This window comes from Xenorhabdus sp. KJ12.1 (assembly GCF_963876495.1).
Taxonomy (GTDB): domain Bacteria; phylum Pseudomonadota; class Gammaproteobacteria; order Enterobacterales; family Enterobacteriaceae; genus Xenorhabdus; species Xenorhabdus stockiae.
On the sequence record NZ_CAWNQH010000091.1, the window covers coordinates 1 to 16458 of the forward strand.

At 52.5% G+C, this 16458-nt stretch carries 22 protein-coding genes; all 22 read left to right on the forward strand.

Annotated elements, in window-relative coordinates:
• The first annotated feature begins 129 nt into the window (after positions 1–129).
• Positions 130–432 (forward strand): hypothetical protein, encoded by a 303-nt coding sequence (locus AACS92_RS16315; protein WP_099111809.1) that lies wholly within the window; start codon positions 130–132, stop codon positions 430–432.
• A gap of 3 nt (positions 433–435) precedes the next feature.
• Positions 436–789 carry an HNH endonuclease gene (locus tag AACS92_RS16320; RefSeq protein ID WP_099111810.1) on the forward strand — a complete coding sequence of 118 codons (354 nt, stop codon included), beginning with the start codon at positions 436–438 and terminating at the stop codon, positions 787–789.
• 18 nt (positions 790–807) lie between these two features.
• Entirely contained in the window at positions 808–1365 is a 558-nt protein-coding gene (locus tag AACS92_RS16325; protein WP_099111811.1) for an HNH endonuclease signature motif containing protein, read from the forward strand.
• Positions 1366–1479: 114 nt separating this feature from the next.
• A complete protein-coding gene (locus AACS92_RS16330; RefSeq protein ID WP_099111812.1) occupies positions 1480–1941 on the forward strand; it encodes a phage terminase small subunit P27 family in 462 nt (153 codons plus the stop codon).
• A 2-nt stretch (positions 1942–1943) separates the two neighbouring features.
• Positions 1944–3680, forward strand: coding sequence for a terminase large subunit (locus AACS92_RS16335; protein ID WP_099111813.1), 1737 nt, complete (start codon positions 1944–1946; stop codon positions 3678–3680).
• Between the two features lie 9 nt (positions 3681–3689).
• Positions 3690–3866, forward strand: coding sequence for a hypothetical protein (locus AACS92_RS16340; protein WP_193757006.1), 177 nt, complete (start codon positions 3690–3692; stop codon positions 3864–3866).
• The gene (locus tag AACS92_RS16345; RefSeq protein WP_099111814.1) at positions 3866–5098 is read left to right on the forward strand and encodes a phage portal protein; all 1233 of its coding nucleotides are present in this window, start codon (positions 3866–3868) and stop codon (positions 5096–5098) included. The genes AACS92_RS16340 and AACS92_RS16345 overlap by 1 nt, the downstream gene beginning before the upstream one ends.
• On the forward strand, positions 5076–5726 hold the full coding sequence (locus AACS92_RS16350) for an HK97 family phage prohead protease (protein ID WP_153044795.1): 651 nt from the start codon (positions 5076–5078) through the stop codon (positions 5724–5726). Before AACS92_RS16345 ends, AACS92_RS16350 begins: the two co-directional genes overlap by 23 nt.
• A gap of 12 nt (positions 5727–5738) precedes the next feature.
• Positions 5739–6956, forward strand: coding sequence for a phage major capsid protein (locus AACS92_RS16355; RefSeq protein WP_099111816.1), 1218 nt, complete (start codon positions 5739–5741; stop codon positions 6954–6956).
• A 46-nt stretch (positions 6957–7002) separates the two neighbouring features.
• Entirely contained in the window at positions 7003–7299 is a 297-nt protein-coding gene (locus AACS92_RS16360) for a head-tail connector protein (RefSeq protein ID WP_099111817.1), read from the forward strand.
• An 8-nt stretch (positions 7300–7307) separates the two neighbouring features.
• Positions 7308–7634: a phage head closure protein gene (locus tag AACS92_RS16365; RefSeq protein WP_099111818.1), complete on the forward strand. Its 327-nt coding sequence runs from the start codon at positions 7308–7310 to the stop codon at positions 7632–7634.
• Entirely contained in the window at positions 7621–8007 is a 387-nt protein-coding gene (locus AACS92_RS16370) for a hypothetical protein (protein WP_099111819.1), read from the forward strand. The genes AACS92_RS16365 and AACS92_RS16370 overlap by 14 nt, the downstream gene beginning before the upstream one ends.
• Entirely contained in the window at positions 8004–8408 is a 405-nt protein-coding gene (locus AACS92_RS16375; RefSeq protein ID WP_099111820.1) for an HK97-gp10 family putative phage morphogenesis protein, read from the forward strand. Before AACS92_RS16370 ends, AACS92_RS16375 begins: the two co-directional genes overlap by 4 nt.
• Before the next feature lie 18 nt (positions 8409–8426).
• A complete protein-coding gene (locus tag AACS92_RS16380) occupies positions 8427–8891 on the forward strand; it encodes a phage tail protein (RefSeq protein ID WP_099111821.1) in 465 nt (154 codons plus the stop codon).
• Positions 8888–9235: a phage tail protein gene (locus tag AACS92_RS16385; protein ID WP_099111822.1), complete on the forward strand. Its 348-nt coding sequence runs from the start codon at positions 8888–8890 to the stop codon at positions 9233–9235. Before AACS92_RS16380 ends, AACS92_RS16385 begins: the two co-directional genes overlap by 4 nt.
• Positions 9236–9459: 224 nt before the next feature.
• On the forward strand, positions 9460–12795 hold the full coding sequence (locus AACS92_RS16390; protein WP_099111823.1) for a phage tail tape measure protein: 3336 nt from the start codon (positions 9460–9462) through the stop codon (positions 12793–12795).
• A gap of 5 nt (positions 12796–12800) precedes the next feature.
• Positions 12801–13124 carry a phage tail protein gene (locus AACS92_RS16395; protein ID WP_369800404.1) on the forward strand — a complete coding sequence of 108 codons (324 nt, stop codon included), beginning with the start codon at positions 12801–12803 and terminating at the stop codon, positions 13122–13124.
• 11 nt (positions 13125–13135) lie between these two features.
• Positions 13136–13873, forward strand: a complete 738-nt coding sequence (locus AACS92_RS16400) for a phage minor tail protein L (protein WP_099111825.1) — start codon at positions 13136–13138, stop codon at positions 13871–13873.
• Positions 13874–13944: 71 nt separating this feature from the next.
• A complete protein-coding gene (locus AACS92_RS16405; RefSeq protein WP_099111826.1) occupies positions 13945–14601 on the forward strand; it encodes a DNA translocase FtsK in 657 nt (218 codons plus the stop codon).
• A gap of 64 nt (positions 14602–14665) precedes the next feature.
• Positions 14666–15370, forward strand: coding sequence for a C40 family peptidase (locus AACS92_RS16410; RefSeq protein WP_099111827.1), 705 nt, complete (start codon positions 14666–14668; stop codon positions 15368–15370).
• The gene (locus AACS92_RS16415) at positions 15370–15945 is read left to right on the forward strand and encodes a tail assembly protein (RefSeq protein ID WP_099111828.1); all 576 of its coding nucleotides are present in this window, start codon (positions 15370–15372) and stop codon (positions 15943–15945) included. The genes AACS92_RS16410 and AACS92_RS16415 overlap by 1 nt, the downstream gene beginning before the upstream one ends.
• A gap of 53 nt (positions 15946–15998) precedes the next feature.
• Positions 15999–16458, forward strand: a 460-nt coding sequence (gene gpJ, locus AACS92_RS16420; RefSeq protein WP_445286135.1) for a TipJ family phage tail tip protein, incomplete at its 3' end; no start/stop codon positions are given.

A 16458-nucleotide genomic window follows, 5' to 3' on the forward strand; every position in this document is an offset into this window, starting at 1 on the left:
AGGCAGACAAAGTGATGTGACAGCCGGAGAGACGGCCTGTATTGCCATCCTGATTCACGAGTCACGATTGCCATACAGAAAAGCAAAGTCCGATTATCGGATATTAGGTTAATACGACGAGAGGCCACGATGACAGAACCGAACTATGAAGCGATTGGTCGCTGCCAAGTCTTAAAAGAGAAGATAGATGCACTCAATGCATACAGGAATCAGCGCCTGAAAAAATTAGCAAAGGAAGCTTTCCAGCTGACAGAGGGGTATTACCCACAGAAGGGATTTCCGGTACTTGATACAGAAAAAATGAATGCACTACTGGCAGACATTACTGCTGCGGATATTGACCTCAGACGGGCGATCAGTGAGTTTAACGACTGGAGTCAGACTGCAGGTGAAGAACCTATCAAGCTCACAGGTCTAACCTCAGGAGAGTAAGGCATGCCACCCCGCATCCCCCGAGCCTGTCGCAAGCAGGGTTGCCCCAAGACAACAACAGATCGCAGCGGCTACTGTCCTGACCATCTGCATACCGGCTGGCAGGCTCACCAACAAGGCAAGAGCCGACATGCTCGCGGTTATGGCAGTCAATGGGACAAACTCAGAGCCACTATCAAACAACGGGATAAGCACTTGTGTCAGTCCTGCTTACGACAAGGGAGAGCGACGACAGGCACAACGGTAGACCACATTACACCCAAGGCACAGGGCGGGACGGATGCGTTGTCAAATTTGGAGTTATTGTGCTGGGCCTGCCATAGCCGTAAGACATCTCTAGAGCGTTTCAATAAATAACAATTTCATAGGTGAACAATGACTGAGTCAACATTAGATTCAGGGGATCTGCACGTCTTAATAAAAGAAATTAAGGGATTCCCCGGTTATTTTGCATCTAAAGAAGGTGAAATATTCTCGCTTAGAACCAATCAACTAAAGAGGCTTAAGACGAGAATACGTCATGGTTATAAACGGGTTAACGTTAGGAGCGGAACTGGACGTAAGACTGTGGTAACAAAACCCGTTCATCAACTTGTTCTATTGGCACACAAGGGAGATAAGCCGAAAGAATGCGATCTTACACGTCATCTAAATGGGAATCCGCTTGATAATCGTCTGGAGAATTTAAGGTGGGGAACCCATAAAGAAAACGTACTCGATAGTATAAGACATGGCACAGCGGTTTGTTTGAGCTATGGCGAAAAGGCAGTTGCTACAAAGCTATCAGATGATGATGTTTTAAAGATAGAGCAACGAGTACTGAATGGTAAATCTAAACTTTCGGTGGCGCGTGAGTTTGGAATATCAGCGTCTCATGTTCGAAGTATAGTTAACCATCGGACTAGGCGGTACTTATGGGCCGGGGGAGGGTAAATCGCTACCCCTCTCGTGCCTTGAGGACCGCCGCCTAACCTCTTTTCAGATCGCCGCGAAATACAAACCTTTTTTTGGGGTGCCCCAACTGCACCGTTTGACAGGAGAAATCACATGGCAGGACGACCGCCAACCCCGACTCACCTGCGTTTGGTGAGGGGTAACCCATCAAAACGCCCGATAAACGCCAACGAACCGAAGCCGGAAAAAGGGGTGCCCCCGATCCCGAAGCATTTCGGCAAAATGGGCCGCTACTGGCATGAACGGATCGCCGGGGAACTGGATAAAGTCGGTGTACTGACCAGTCTGGATGCGAAAGCCCTTGAGTTGCTGATTGAAGCCTATGTCGAATACCGCACCCACTGCGACACACTGGAAAGCGAAGGTTACACCTACCGCACCGATCAGGGGTTAATCAAAGCGCATCCGGCCGCCGGCATGAAAGCCGATGCGTGGAAACGGATTCACGCCATGCTCAGCGCGTTCGGGATGTCGCCCTCCAGCCGGACGAAAGTCAATATGGTCGGGGAAGACAAGGCCGATCCGCTGACTGAATTTTTACAGATGAGGGATTAAACATGGCAAAAGTGGCTGACGGCATTCGCTACGCCGAACGGGTCGTGGCGGGGGAGATTGTTGCCGGGGAATTGGTGAGACTGGCCTGCCAGCGCTTCCTGACTGACCTGAAAACCGGCGAAGCCCGGGGAATTACATTCAGTGAACCCCGTGCCCAGCATATCCTGAATTTTTACAAATTTGTCCCGCATGTCAAAGGGGCACTGACCGGCAAGCCCATTGAGCTGATGGACTGGCATATCTTTATCCTGATTAACCTGTTCGGCTTTGTCTGTCCATTGGTGAATGAAGCCACCGGAGAAGTGGTGCTGCGCAATGATGGCAGTGGACGACCGGTGATGGTGCGCCGTTTCCGTACCGCGTATAACGAAGTGGCGCGCAAAAATGCCAAGTCTACGCTGTCGTCCGGTATCGGTCTGTACATGACCGGGGCCGACAGTGAGGGCGGCGCGGAGGTCTATTCGGCGGCCACGACCCGCGATCAGGCCCGTATCGTGTTTGAGGATGCGAAAAGCATGATCAAGCAGGCCAGACCGACGCTAGGCCGGTTGTTTGAGTTCAATAAGCTGGCGATTTATCAGGAGCAGTCCTCGTCCAAGTTTGAGCCGCTGTCCAGTGATGCCAATAACCTTGATGGTCTCAATATTCATTGCGGCATTGTCGATGAACTGCATGCGCACCGCACCCGTGATGTGTGGGATGTACTGGAAACCGCCACCGGCGCCCGCTTGCAGTCGCTGCTGTTTGGGATCACCACGGCGGGCTTTAACAAAGAAGGCATCTGTTACGAACTGCGTGACTATGCCATCAAGATCTTGCGTGGACAGGCCCCGGATGACACCTTTTTTGCCCTGATTTATACGCTGGACAAAGACGATGATCCGTTTGATGAAACTGTCTGGCAGAAAGCGAACCCCGGCCTCGGGATTTGTAAACGCTGGGACGACTTACGACGACTGGCGAAAAAGGCCAAAGAGCAGGTTTCCGCCCGACATAACTTTTTTACCAAGCATATGAATCTGTGGGTGACCGCGGAATCGGCATGGATGGATATGCTCAAGTGGGATGACTGTGAACCCCTTGCCCCGGCGCATGAGCTGAAAACTTACCCGATGTGGGTCGGGGTGGATTTGGCGAACAAAATTGATATCTGTGCCGCCGTCAAAGTGTGGCAGGGCAGTAACGGGCATGTGCACGCTGACTTTCGGTTCTGGTTACCGGAGGGCCGTATTGAACGCTGCTCCCGTCAGATGGCCGAATTGTACCGTAAATGGGGCGAGCTGGGCATCCTGACCCTGACCGATGGCGAAGTGGTGGATCATGCGCAGATAAAAGATGAGCTATTGCACTGGATTAGCGGGGAAAACCTGAAAGAACTCGGCTTTGACCCGTGGAGCGCCGTGCAGTTCAGTCTCGCCTTAGCGGAAGAAGGCATCCCCTTAGTGGAAGTCGCTCAGACCGTGCGCAATCTGTCGGAAGCGATGAAAACACTGGAAGCGCTGGTTTACAGCGGGAAATTCCACCATAACGCCCACCCGGTGATGAACTGGATGATGTCAAACGTTACCGTGAAACCGGATAAAAACGACAATATTTTCCCGAATAAATCCACGCCGGAAGCCAAGATAGACGGCCCTGTTGCTTTATTTACCGGCCTGAGCCGCTTACTGGTCAATGGCGGTGAGCAACAGGAGAGTTTGTCTGACATTCTGATTAACCGGGGCTTACGCGCTCTCTGAGGTGCCTTAATGAAATTACTCCTGATAACCGCCCCGCTGGTCGGACTGGCAGGCGGTGTTTTATTGTCTTACGGCGCGTGGCTGCTGCTGCCTGCTGCCGGATTTATTGTCTCTGGCAGCCTGTGCCTCGGTTGGTCCTATCTGGTCTCACGGATGCTGAGCCATCAACCTGACGGGGAGGCCTGATGTTCTTTCCCGGACTGTTTCGAAAATCCGCCGACCCCATGACTTCCCGCGAGTTAAGTGAACTGATCGGCCTGTCCTATGACACCTACACCGGACGGCGGGTCAATCCGTCGTTAGCGATGCAACTGACGGCGGTGTTCAGTTGTGTGCGGGTACTGGCGGAATCGGTAGGCATGCTGCCTTGCTCACTGTATAAGCAACTGGATCGCGGTAATCAACGGGCCACCCACGAACGACTGCATAAGTTACTGTCGGTCAAGCCCAATCACTACATGACGCCGCAGGAGTTCTGGGAGTTACTGATTGCCTGTCTGTGCCTGCGGGGTAACTTTTATGCTTATAAGGTGAAGGTGCTGGGTGATGTCGTGGAGTTGCTACCCCTCGACCCGGGTAGTGTTGTGCCAAAACTGAATAATGACTGGCTACCGGAATATCAGGTGACCTTCCCGAACGGGGAAAGCCGGACGCTGACACAGGATGAACTCTGGCACGTCCGCATTTTTACGCTGGATGGTCTGACCGGACTCAGTCCCATTGCGTATGCCCGTCAGGCTATCGGGTTAGGGTTAGCCACCGAAGAGCACGGCTCACGCCTGTTCGGTAATGGCGCTGTCGCCAGTGGGGTACTGCAAACGGATCAGGTTCTGAAAGACGAGGCCTATCACCGGCTGAAAACCGATTTTGAAGCCCGCCATCAGGGGTTGGATAACGCCCATAAGCCGATGATTTTAGAAATGGGGCTGAAATGGCATCAGATCAGTTTATCGGCAGAAGATGCGCAGTTTCTGGAAACCCGCAAGTTTCAGTTGGAGGAAATTTGCCGCATTTTTCGGGTGCCGCTGCACATGGTGCAAAACACCGATCGCGCCACCTTTAACAACATTGAGAATCTGGGGATTGGGTTTATCAATTACTCGTTAGTGCCGTACCTCACCCGGATTGAACAGCGGATTAATGCCGGACTGGTAAAAAGCAGCCAGCAGGGGACGTTTTACGCCAAATTCAACACCGGGGCCTTGCTGCGCGGGGACATGAAATCCCGTTTCGAAGCTTACGCGACCGGCATTAACTGGGGGATCTATTCGCCGAACGAATGCCGGGAGCTGGAAGAACTTAACCCGCGTGAAGACGGCGATATTTATCTGACACCGATGAACATGACCACACAACCTGAACCACCCCCGAAAAAAGAGGAAGAAACCCATGCCGATGATGACAAAACAACGGCTTGATGTGCCATTGAAAATTAAGTCTGTCAGCGAGTCCGGTGAGTTCGAAGGTTACGGCTCGGTGTTCGGGGTCAAAGACAGCTATGACGACATTGTTTTGCCGGGCGCCTTTACCAATACCCTGAAGCACTGGGGGGATAAAGGCAGCCTGCCTGCCTTGCTCTGGCAGCACCGGATGGATGAACCCATCGGGATTTATACCGACATGAAAGAAGACGAGACCGGACTGTATCTCAAAGGGCGATTGCTGATTGAGGATGATCCGCTGGCAAAACGGGCCCATGCTCATATGAAAGCCGGTTCGCTGTCCGGGCTGTCTATCGGTTATGTCCTGAAAGACTGGGAATACGACCGAAGCAAGGAGGCCTTTTTACTGAAGGATTTGGATTTGTGGGAAGTCAGTCTGGTGACTTTTCCGGCCAATGACGAAGCCCGGGTCAGTGACGTGAAATCCGCGTTAGCCCGGGGCGATATTCCCACCCCGAAAAGCATTGAACGGGTCCTGCGCGACGTTGGACTCTCCCGCTCTCAGGCCAAGGCATTCATGGCTGAGGGTTACGGCGCACTGGCTTCGCGTGACGCAGAAGCGGTGTCGGCACTGAATGCACTGCAATCACTTAATTTTAACTAACCGGAGTTATTTATGGCTATTGAAGCTAAAGACGTACAACAGGTCGCGCAGGAAATTCAGCAGCGTTTTGATGAGTTCAAGGAAAAGAACGATAAGCGCATTGATGCGATGGAAGCGGAAAAAGGCAAATTAGCCGGGCAGGTAGAGACCCTGAATGGCAAATTGTCCGAGCTGGACAGCCTGAAATCGGCCCTTGAAGAAGAACTGGCGGGATTAAAACGCCCGGCAGGCGGCCCCAACAGTCAGGCGGTGAGCGAACACAAAACCGCCTTTGGTCAGTTTATCCGCAAGGGCCGGGAGGATGGATTAGCGGAGCTGGAGCAAAAAGCGATGCAGACCACCGTGGATCCCGATGGCGGCTACGCGGTGCCGGAAGAGCTGGACCGCAATATCATCAACGCCCTGAAAGATGAGGTGGTGATGCGGGCGGAATGTAGCGTGGTTTCCGTAGGGACGCCGAATTTCAAGCGACTGGTGAATCAGGGCGGCACGAACAGTGGCTGGGTCGGTGAAACGGATGATCGCCCGGAAACTAAAACGGCGAAACTGGCGCAAATCGAGCCGACCTGGGGAGAAATCTACGGTAACCCGGCAGCGACGCAGACCATGCTGGATGATAGCTTCTTTGATGTGGAGAGCTTTATCACGGCTGAGCTGACACAGGAGTTCGCTGAGCAGGAAGAAAGCGCGTTTACGAACGGGGATGGCAAAAACAAGCCGAAAGGTTTACTGACCTACGGCAGTGATGCGCAGGACGACAAAGATCGAAAATGGGGCACGTTGCAGCATCTGTTGCTGAAAAAGCCGACTGAGGTCACCGCTGACGAAATCATGCAGCTGATCTACACCCTGCGTAAACCGTACCGCACCGGGGCGAAGTTCATGATGAACAATAAGATGCTGTTTCAGGTGCGCACCCTGAAAGACCATCAGGGCAATTACCTGTGGCAGCCGGGCCTGCAATTGGGGCAACCTTCCGCGCTGTTAGGCTACGGTATCGCTGAGAATGAGCAGTTTGCTGATTTGGGTGCCGGTGTTGTCCCGGTGGCGTTCGGTAACTTCAAACGGTGCTACACCATTCTGGACCGCCTCGGGGTACGGATGTTGCGTGATCCGTACACCCATAAGCCCTTTATCCATTTCTACACCACGAAACGGGTCGGCTCTCTGTTGGTGGACAGCAATGCGGTGAAACTGCTGAAAGCCCCGGAAGGGGGCGGTAAAGCCTAACCCAGACTGTGGCGGCCTGAGTGCCGCCCGGTTATCAGGAGACAGCATGTCATTACCGACTCTCGAAGAGCTGCGGTTACAGTGCCGGATTGACTCTGACGAAGAAGACAGTCTGTTGCTGACTTATTTGGCGGCAGCCAGAGAAAAAGCCACCAATTATCTGAATCGCAATCTGTATGAAACGCAGATACCGGAGACCGATCCTGACGGTATCTTGCTGACCCCCGTCATTAAACTGGCCTTAATGCTGGCCGTGGGATTCTGGTATGAAACCCGTGACCCGAAACGCCTGCCGACCGGTTTTCGGGAATTATTGGATGATTACCGGATAAGACCGGTCTAGGAGCGGGCATGTTAGCGAATGAAATCACTCACCGTATCAAGCTGTTCCGCCCGGTCATTGAGCGGGATGCACTGGGGGCCGAAACCCTGATCCCCCATTATGTGGCTACGGTCTGGGCGAAAGCTAAAGCGTTATCGAACCGCAAAACCCGCACCGCTGACCAGCAACAGGTGATTGAAATACAGGAATTCACCGTCAGACCGCGCAAGGATATTGATATCGACTGGCTGATTGAACATCAGGGACGGCGGTTTACCGTACGTGCGGTCGATAACAACCGGCCTGACCGCACGATTATCAGCACCGAAGCCGAGGTTCGCCATGATCGAGCTTGATATTCACGCCGATTTAGAACGCCTCACTCAATTACCGGCTTATCCGCTACTTTTGCCGTCCTCGGTTTCAGAGGGGGTGACCTACCAGCGCATCAGCGATCCGGCCTTTGATACCGGGTTAGCGCCAGCGCAATTGATTGAGGGGCGTTTTCAAATCAGCATCATCACCCAAAATTACACGCAGGCGCTGCAATTGGAAGCCACGCTACGTACGGCATGGGAAGCGATACGGCACGGCGCTATCGGTCGCACCCCGGTGCAGTCAGTCACCCGCGGGGCGCTGTTGCAGGAGATGGCGGAAGAAACCAACAACCGCAAGCGCTACCGTATTACCCGTGACTTTATCATTGCTTATACGGAGGCTGACCGATGATTAAGACTCACGTATCCGGTCTGGCGGAATTAGGGCGCAAATTGCAGGAATTAGACGTTGCCCTCCAGACAAAGATTCTGCGTCAGGCGGGGAAAGCCGCGATGGAAATTGTACAGGAAGATATGCAGGCTCACGCCGGGTATGACCCGAAGAGCAAAGGGCCGCACCTGCGGGACAATATTACCATCCGTTCCGCGAAATCAACGAAATACCCGGGCGGGGTGATGATCACCGTTGGCCCGACCAAAGCACACCGGATGAAAGCCTTAGCGCAGGAAATGGGCACGATTAAACAGGTTCCCAATCCTTTTGTTCGCCCGGCGTTAGATTACAACAAAACCGCCGTGATGAAGGTGCTGGCGCAGGAAATCCGCGCCGCCTTATCCGGTTACAGCAAATAACCCTGATTGGAGTGAATCATGGCAGAGAGAAAATCCTCACCTGAGTATGCCGTGCTGCCTAAAGGCACAATAGTGAAGTTCGGCAAACCCGGTGACAGCGTCGCTCAGATGAAGCCGCTGGAAAACTGTAAGGCACTGGGCGCCACCGGGTTAACCGGCAGCTTTATTGACTGCACCACCCTGATGGATACCAATAAGCAGTTTATTTCCGATATGCCGGAAGGGCCGGAGAAATCACTGGGCTTTATTGATAATCCCGAAGATGCGGATTTTGCCGCTTTTCTGAATGCGGCCGAGAATCATGAGACCGTGCAGCTTTATCTTGCCCTGCCGAACAAACGCACCGCGACGATGGTGTTAGCCCTGTCCGGCTGGGAGATGAACGACATTAACGCCCCGGCCAGTGAAGTCATTCAAATCACCGTGAAAGGCAAACAGAATAACCTCGTCTGGGGTACCACCAAAACAGGAGTGACACCATGAAAGCCCTGAAAGCCGCATTACTGACCCCGCGCCCGCATATCAAAGCGGTCGAACTCTTTGGTACCCAAGTGAATCTGCGCCGGATGACGTCGGCTGAGTTACTGACGCTGGAAGAACAGGCGGAAAAACTGAGTCAGGCCGGAGACGGGCGCGAGGCTTCCCGCCTCAATATTCAGATGTTGCTCGATTGTCTGGTTGACGATAAAGGACAAGCCATTGCCGCCAGTGAGCTACCCCGTGCTGAGGAACTGATGGCGGTGCATGATAACGCCACGATCATTGAAGCCATTCAGATTGTGAAACGTCATGCTATCGGCACACTGGAGGAGGCCGAAAAAAACTAATCCATTCGCCGACGCTGCACTTTGCCTTCACCCTTGCAGAACAGCTCGGCGAAATAGACCCCTATCGCATCCTGTCGTTACCGGCCTCGACGCTCAATGAGTGGCAGGCTTACTACCGGCTGAAAAACCGCAAACATTCCGACACGCCGCCGCCTGTGCCCGTTGCCGCTTCTGATACGGTGCAGGCGCAGTGCGAGGATGTCATGAGATTATTAGGTTAACGTATGGCGAATTTATCTAACCTGACGGTCGGCTTACTGGTGAATGCCACCTCATTTAAATCCCAAATTGCCGATGCGTACCGGTATGCCGGGCGGGAATCAGAGCGCTTTGCTGATAAAGCCGCCAGTGACGGGAAAAAGGTCACCAAGACCTACAGTTCGTTAGCGAACCAGATCAAATCCGTGTCCGGGCAGCTGGCGTTACTGGCGGGCACCGGGTTCTCACTGGGTACCATTATTTCCCACACGCGCAAGTACGGACAGGCCTTGTCTGATCTGTCTGCCATTACCGGCGCGACCGGGGCACAGCTCAAGAAACTGGACGAAGACGCTCAGCGACTGGGAAGAACAACAGAATTCGGGGCCACCGGTGTTGCGCAGGCCCTGAAACTGATGGCTTCGGCAAAACCGGAACTACTGAAAAATACCCAGGCACTGACGCAGGCGACAGAGAAAGCCATCACGCTAGCGCAAGCCTCCGGCATTGAGTTACCGGAAGCGACCAAAGCCTTAGCACTGTCCCTGAATCAGTTCGGTGCGTCAGCGGCGCAGGCTGATCGCTATATCAACGTACTGGCGGCCGGTGCCAAATACGGCGCATCCGAAATCAATGAAACCGCCTTAGCCATCAAGAACGGCGGTACGATGGCCTCACAAGCCGGGATGTCGTTTGAAGAGCTGAATGCCGCGATTCAGGTGTTAGCCAAAGGGGGTATCAAAGGCGCGGAAGCGGGGGTGGCTATCCGTAACGTGGTGCTGGCGCTGGAGAAATCCACCGATAAGAACCTGAAACCCTCGGTCGTGGGGCTGAGTGCCGCGCTGGAGTACCTGAAAAACAAACAGCTATCGACGGCGCAGGCGGCGAAATTGTTCGGGCGGGCTAACCTCAGTGCCGCTTCACAGTTAGTCACCGGACGGCGTGAGCTGGATGAACTCAAGCAGTCGCTGACCGGGACACAGGTGGCCTATGATCAGGCCGGAGAGCGGGCCAATAACCTGAGCGCCGATCTGGATGTCTTAGGGAGAGCCTTTGAAGGACTGGCGATTAAAGTCGGCAGCAGTGCTGACGGGCCGTTGCGCTCCGGGGTGCAGAATGTGACCGGCGTCGTGAACAGTCTGTCTGAGAACTTCAATACTGTTGCTATGGTTGCATTACATACCCTTATTCCTGTGATGGCGACCAAACTGACTGCTGGATTACGTGAGAACGTCAGTGCATGGCGAGCGACCGAAAAAGCCATGCGGGATACCACCAAGCAGAAGGCTGAAACCGCCCGGCGCACTATTGAGCAGGCGAACGCAACCATTCAACTGACTCAGCGTCAGGGTGAACATATTGAAAGAATGCGAGTAGTGAATGCCCAGCATGGTCTGCTCGTTAACTACTCCAAAGAAGCTAACGCCCTGTACCGGAAGGAAACGGAAGCATTCCGACAAAAAGAACGGGCCACCCGACTACTGGAGGCCGCCAACCGCCGATTGTCTCTCTCATACCGCTCCCTTGCTGTATCAGCAGGCTTGGCGCGTGGTGCTTTTTCGTTATTAGGTGGCCCATTCGGCGTGGCAATGCTCGCAGGTTCAGCTATCTATTATTTTCACCAAAGAGCGCAGGAAGCCAGAGAAAGCGCCACCAATCTAACGGACGCGGTACTCGAAACAAAAAATGCCCTGATGCAGCTCTCAAAGGTTGAATTGTCTTCTAAAATTCTGAACTACAGGGATGCACTGGATAAACAAAAGGAAGAAACCGACAAGATATGGCTTGATTTGCAAGGGAAGAAAAACCTTGTCTCTGGCGTTGGGTTGGGCGGCTTATGGGCAGATAAAAAGAAAGCACAAGAAGGTGTTGTACACGCAGAGGCGGAATACGAAAAAGCGCGCAAAAAAACGGAATTTCATAAGAAACAACTTGAGGAATCCCAGGCTGCCTTAAAAGCACTTGAGGCGGGCGAAAAACCCATTTCATCTAAATCTCAGTCCGAAGAGAGTAATAACAATTCGTGGACAGGCAGTGATGACGGCGGGGATAAAGGGAGCAAAAAGAAAAAGGGCAGCACCCAAATCCTGAATCAGTATCAGCAGTTACGTTTTGATATTGAACGGGCGCACACGACGAGTTTAGGCCGCATCCTACTTAGCGAGAAGGAGACACAAAGAAAATTGGATGAGGTCGCCAAATCCGGTTTAGTGTCTCAGAGCGAAATTGAACGCCTGAAAGCGCTCAATGCGGTAAATCACCAGAAACAGCGGCAGGAACTGGCAGAGCGCTACGCCCCGGCAAAAGCCCTTATCCGGCAAGAGCGGGACGCGAGCAAAGAGCTGAAAGCTCTGTATGCTGAACGGTTGTTGACTGAACAGGAATATTTTTTAGCCAGAAAAACCCTCCAACAAACCTCAGTGAAGGATCAGCTGGCAGAACAGGCCAGACAACTTGCTGCGCCCCGGCTTGATATGGCGGGTGAGGTTGATCCCGTTACCCAATTGAAAAACCAGCTCACAGAACAAACGGCCCTTTATGAAGCGTATTATCGTAATAACCGCATCAGTAAAGAGCGTTATGAGCAATTAACCACAGCCGCAGGCACGCGTTCGAGGGATGCCCAGCTTGCCGCCGCTAAAGAGCTGTACGGTGCGCAGGGGGATTTTCAGCGGATGCAGATCAACCTGTTAGATGTGGTTGAGCAACGGACAAGTAACGCCCTGACCGGCATGTTAACCGGCAGTAAGTCATTCTCTGAATCCATGCGGGAGCTGTCCGCCTCACTAGCCCAATCGATTATTCAGGACTTGGTGCGTATTGCGATGCAGGCACTGATCACCAAAGCGGTCTCAGGTTTTTTCGGTGGCGGTGGCATGGCGAATATGGGGACCAATGCCTTAGCCTCCGCTGGGGGCAATATGGGTTCGATTGGTTCCGGTACGACAATCACCCCTGATATCTGGAAAAGTCCCATCCCGAATGCAAAAGGCGGGGTTTACCAGTCGACCAATTTAAGTCAGTACAGCGGGCAGATTGTCAGCAGTCCGACCTTGTTTGCGTTTGCGAAAGGCGGTGGCGTGATGGGGGAAGCGGGTCCCGAAGCGATCCTACCGTTAAAGCGTGGTTCCGATGGTCGGTTGGGCGTAGAGGCCAGCGGCGGCACCAGCAACCAGACCACTAATCATGTCAATATTGTTATCAATTCTGATGGCAATCAGGAAGTGAAGACAACCAGCGGCTTTGAATCCGCCGGGCAGGATATTGCGAAGTTTATCGACCAGCGATTTAAGACGCTGCTGCATAAGAGTCTCGGTCAGGGCGGTGAACTCAGTGTGGCGATTAAAGGAGGACGGCGATGATAAAGATGTTTGATTTTCCCGCTCGGATCGGGGCGGCGGGGGAATTTGAACCGGTGGTGCGATCTGTTCAGTTCGGCGACGGGTACAAACAAACCACCGGTGACGGGATAAACTCACAGCGGGAAAGCTGGCCGCTGTCGTTTGTGGGTCCCTTGTCGGATATCCAGCCGATTATGGCTTTCTTACGTGAACATCAGGGTTGGCGCGCCTTTAAGTGGCGTAACCCATTATCTGAGTTAGGGTTGTATCAGGCGGGGAAATTCAATATACAGGCGCATGGGGCTTACTTCACACTGTCCGTGATCTTCACCCGCACTTACCATCCGTAGAGAACACCACTATGACCATAAACACGACACTCCAGCAACTTGAGCCGGGGAGCAAAGTCTTATTGTTTGCCCTTGATGGTTCCGCTTTTGGTGGGCCTGAACTGTACTTTCATAACCACCCGATAGCGTACACAGAGGCGGAGCTGGACAGTTCAGACAATTTACCTGCTAAATCTATCTGGTGGCAGGGCGTAGAATATAAGCCGTGGCCCGTCAAAATCGAAGGGCTGGAGGTTAACGGTGATGGTCGGGCGGTCTCGCCGACACTCAGTGTCGCCAATCTGGATGGCACGATCAGCGCCCTGTGTCTGGCTTACCATAATATGGTGCAGGCGTGTATTACCCTTCATATGACCTTCACCCATTATCTGGATGCGCGTAACTTCCCGGAGGGCAATCCCGAGGCTGACCCGACACAGGAAAAAATAGACGTCTTCTACATTGACAGTAAAACTCATGAAGATAATACCGAAGTCCATTTTGCTCTGTCTTCTCCGGCAGATTTGCAGGGGATCCAGATCCCCACACGCCAAATCCACAGCCTGTGTACATGGTGTATGCGCGGCTTGTATCGCAAATCCCCCTGTAATTACACCGGAACGCGCTATTTTGATGAAGAGGGCAATCCAACGGACGATCCTTCAAGGGACGTATGCGGCGGGCTGATGAATGATTGCAAGCTGCGGTTCGGTGAAAATGCCCAATTGCCGTTTGGCGGCTTTCCCGGCTCGGCTTTGCTGAGGAGATAATAGTGCTTCTGGATATTAAAAGAACTAAAGGTTAATATTTGTTGATGTATTGACATTATGAGGGCGCATTAATGGGACTTGATGATAAAACCATTGATCCTTTATTTGATGATGCTGTTGAATATTTAATAACCAATGAATATGCATCCATTAATGATGTAAAAGAGTATTTTGGTATAGGCTACAATAGAGCAGCCCTGCTATTGCAACAGATGGAGGAGATGCAAATAGTTACATGGGAGCATAATAATGGAGCCTCCCGATATAAAATAATTACTCCGCTAACAAAGAAAGCAACGAGACAAGAAAAAAAAGAACCTATCACCAGTCCTAGCGTAGCTAATACTAAGAAAAGTGATTCTAAGGTATTAGGATATGGAGGCTTTGAGTGGCTTATGGCGGGTATTGGTTTTATCGCTATTATTGTCGTTTTTGTCTCCTGCTCTAGCCGGACGCCAGCGCCTGCAACAGATTATTGCACAGATGATAAGACTGCGTATATCTATGCTGAAAAACTTATATCATCTCATTTAAAAGCCCCGTCGACTGCTAAGTTTGCCAGTTACTACGATGTTAAATCATATAAGCCCGAAGAATGTAAATTTAATTTTATTGGGCATGTTGATGCTCAAAATAGTTTTGGCGCAATGATAAGAACGAAATTCAATGTGATTGTACGTTACGAACCTAAGAGTGATAAGTATTATTTGGAAAATTTAGATATGTGATTTATTTGTTGTTTTAATTCAATACCCCGCTTCGGCGGGTTTTTTATTGCCTAAGGAAGCCTTTATGCGTCCTCATATTATCCAAGCCATCCTAGATCACGCGCAGGCCGACTACCCGAATGAATGCTGTGGACTGGTCATTCAGAACAGCCGCAAACAACAGTATCTTCCCTGCCGCAATACTGCCTCAGTCCCAACAGAACAGTTCAGCCTTCACCCGGAAGATTACGCAATTGCCGAAGATGCCGGAACCATAGTGGCGATTGTGCACAGTCACCCGGACGCGACCACCCAGCCCAGTCAGTTAGATATTGCCCAGTGTGATCTGTCACAACTCCCGTGGGTGATTGTCTCATGGCCGGAAGGGGATATCCGTACGCTGATGCCCACAGAGGGTATCAAGCCTTTGCTGGAACGTCCGTTTGTCCACGGTATTTGGGACTGTTACGCCATTGTGCGTGACTGGTATCGACTGGAGCGCAACATTGAACTGCCCGATTTTGTCCGTACGGATGGCTGGTGGAACCGGGGCGAAAACCTCTATATGCAGCACTACGCCTCGGCGGGGTTTGTTGAGTGCAACGATGAACTCCAGACCGGTGATGTGATAATTATGCAGGTGCAGGCCCGTGAACCCAATCATGCCGGGGTGTATCTCGGTGATGGGCTGATGTTACACCATATGTACGGGCAACTCAGCAACCGCGTGTCTTACAGTGGCTACTGGCAGGAACGCACAGTGAAAAGAGTCAGATATCAGGGGGAATGATGGAAACGATACGCACAATACGCTTATACGGCCCACTCGGGACGCAGTTTGGGCGGGAATATCAACTGGCCGTCTCTTCACCGCAGGAAGCGATCCGGGCATTGTCTGTCCTGATTGACGGTTTTGAAAAATACCTGTTAACCGCCAGAGAGCGCGGATTCACCTTTGCGGTGTTTATCGGCAAGCGCAATATTAGCCAGGATGAACTGGCTTTTTCCGGTGAAGGCGATATTCGGATTGTCCCGGTGATTATTGGCAGTAAAAAAGCCGGAGTGCTGCAAACCATCCTCGGGGCAGTCATGGTCGTTGCGGGAGCATTCCTGTGGGCAACGCCGTTTGGTGCACCGATGGTGATGTCCGGTGTGGGTATGATGCTGGGCGGCGTGGTGCAGATGCTCTCCCCGATGCCGGGCGGACTGGCGCGACGGGAAGATCCCGACAATAAACCCTCGTATGCCTTTGGTGGCCCAGTCAACTCCATCGCGCAGGGTAACCCGGTGCCGATAGGGTACGGCAAGCGCCGCATCGGGGGTGCCATTATCTCTGCGGGGATTTACGCCGAAGATCAGCAATAAATCTTCACAGTGTTCAGTCAGGTCGCGAAAGCGGCTTTTTTTGTGGGTGAAATATGGAACAGCATCGAATTCAGGGCAGCAAAGGCGGCAGTGACAGCCCCCGTACCCCGGTTGAATCGCCGGATTCATTACAGTCGACCTCGTATGCCAAAATCTTACTGGCACTGGGGGAAGGGGAATTCGCCGGGGGACTGGATGGCACCAATATCTTTCTGGATAACACGCCCATTATCGGGCCGGACGGTAAGTCTAACTTTGAGGGGGTGAAGTGGGAATTTCGCCACGGCACCCCGTATCAGGACTATATCAAAGGGGTACCTGCGGTTGAAAATGAGCTGACGGTGGGGACCGAATTATCCGAGTCATGGGTCCGATCGGTCACCAATCCCCAGCTATCGGCTGTGCGCATCCGGCTGTCATGGCCCCAGTTGCAGACGCAGAAAGAAAACGGGGATACGGTCGGTTACCGCATTGATTATGTGATTGAAGTCGCGACAGATGGCGGTGCTTATC

What these genes read in the sequence shown, in the direction of transcription:
- AACS92_RS16350 (WP_153044795.1), top strand. Translation starts at nt 5,076, where the DNA reads ATGATGACAAAACAACGGCTTGATGTGCCATTGAAAATTAAGTCTGTC.
- AACS92_RS16410 (WP_099111827.1), top strand. Translation starts at nt 14,666, where the DNA reads ATGCGTCCTCATATTATCCAAGCCATCCTAGATCACGCGCAGGCCGAC.
- AACS92_RS16370 (WP_099111819.1), top strand. Translation starts at nt 7,621, where the DNA reads ATGATCGAGCTTGATATTCACGCCGATTTAGAACGCCTCACTCAATTA.
- AACS92_RS16330 (WP_099111812.1), top strand. Translation starts at nt 1,480, where the DNA reads ATGGCAGGACGACCGCCAACCCCGACTCACCTGCGTTTGGTGAGGGGT.
- AACS92_RS16355 (WP_099111816.1), top strand. Translation starts at nt 5,739, where the DNA reads ATGGCTATTGAAGCTAAAGACGTACAACAGGTCGCGCAGGAAATTCAG.
- AACS92_RS16415 (WP_099111828.1), top strand. Translation starts at nt 15,370, where the DNA reads ATGGAAACGATACGCACAATACGCTTATACGGCCCACTCGGGACGCAG.
- AACS92_RS16335 (WP_099111813.1), top strand. Translation starts at nt 1,944, where the DNA reads ATGGCAAAAGTGGCTGACGGCATTCGCTACGCCGAACGGGTCGTGGCG.
- AACS92_RS16345 (WP_099111814.1), top strand. Translation starts at nt 3,866, where the DNA reads ATGTTCTTTCCCGGACTGTTTCGAAAATCCGCCGACCCCATGACTTCC.
- AACS92_RS16400 (WP_099111825.1), top strand. Translation starts at nt 13,136, where the DNA reads ATGACCATAAACACGACACTCCAGCAACTTGAGCCGGGGAGCAAAGTC.
- AACS92_RS16325 (WP_099111811.1), top strand. Translation starts at nt 808, where the DNA reads ATGACTGAGTCAACATTAGATTCAGGGGATCTGCACGTCTTAATAAAA.
- AACS92_RS16380 (WP_099111821.1), top strand. Translation starts at nt 8,427, where the DNA reads ATGGCAGAGAGAAAATCCTCACCTGAGTATGCCGTGCTGCCTAAAGGC.
- AACS92_RS16375 (WP_099111820.1), top strand. Translation starts at nt 8,004, where the DNA reads ATGATTAAGACTCACGTATCCGGTCTGGCGGAATTAGGGCGCAAATTG.
- AACS92_RS16320 (WP_099111810.1), top strand. Translation starts at nt 436, where the DNA reads ATGCCACCCCGCATCCCCCGAGCCTGTCGCAAGCAGGGTTGCCCCAAG.
- AACS92_RS16340 (WP_193757006.1), top strand. Translation starts at nt 3,690, where the DNA reads ATGAAATTACTCCTGATAACCGCCCCGCTGGTCGGACTGGCAGGCGGT.
- AACS92_RS16390 (WP_099111823.1), top strand. Translation starts at nt 9,460, where the DNA reads ATGGCGAATTTATCTAACCTGACGGTCGGCTTACTGGTGAATGCCACC.
- AACS92_RS16365 (WP_099111818.1), top strand. Translation starts at nt 7,308, where the DNA reads ATGTTAGCGAATGAAATCACTCACCGTATCAAGCTGTTCCGCCCGGTC.
- AACS92_RS16385 (WP_099111822.1), top strand. Translation starts at nt 8,888, where the DNA reads ATGAAAGCCCTGAAAGCCGCATTACTGACCCCGCGCCCGCATATCAAA.
- AACS92_RS16395 (WP_369800404.1), top strand. Translation starts at nt 12,801, where the DNA reads ATGTTTGATTTTCCCGCTCGGATCGGGGCGGCGGGGGAATTTGAACCG.
- AACS92_RS16360 (WP_099111817.1), top strand. Translation starts at nt 7,003, where the DNA reads ATGTCATTACCGACTCTCGAAGAGCTGCGGTTACAGTGCCGGATTGAC.
- AACS92_RS16315 (WP_099111809.1), top strand. Translation starts at nt 130, where the DNA reads ATGACAGAACCGAACTATGAAGCGATTGGTCGCTGCCAAGTCTTAAAA.
- AACS92_RS16405 (WP_099111826.1), top strand. Translation starts at nt 13,945, where the DNA reads ATGGGACTTGATGATAAAACCATTGATCCTTTATTTGATGATGCTGTT.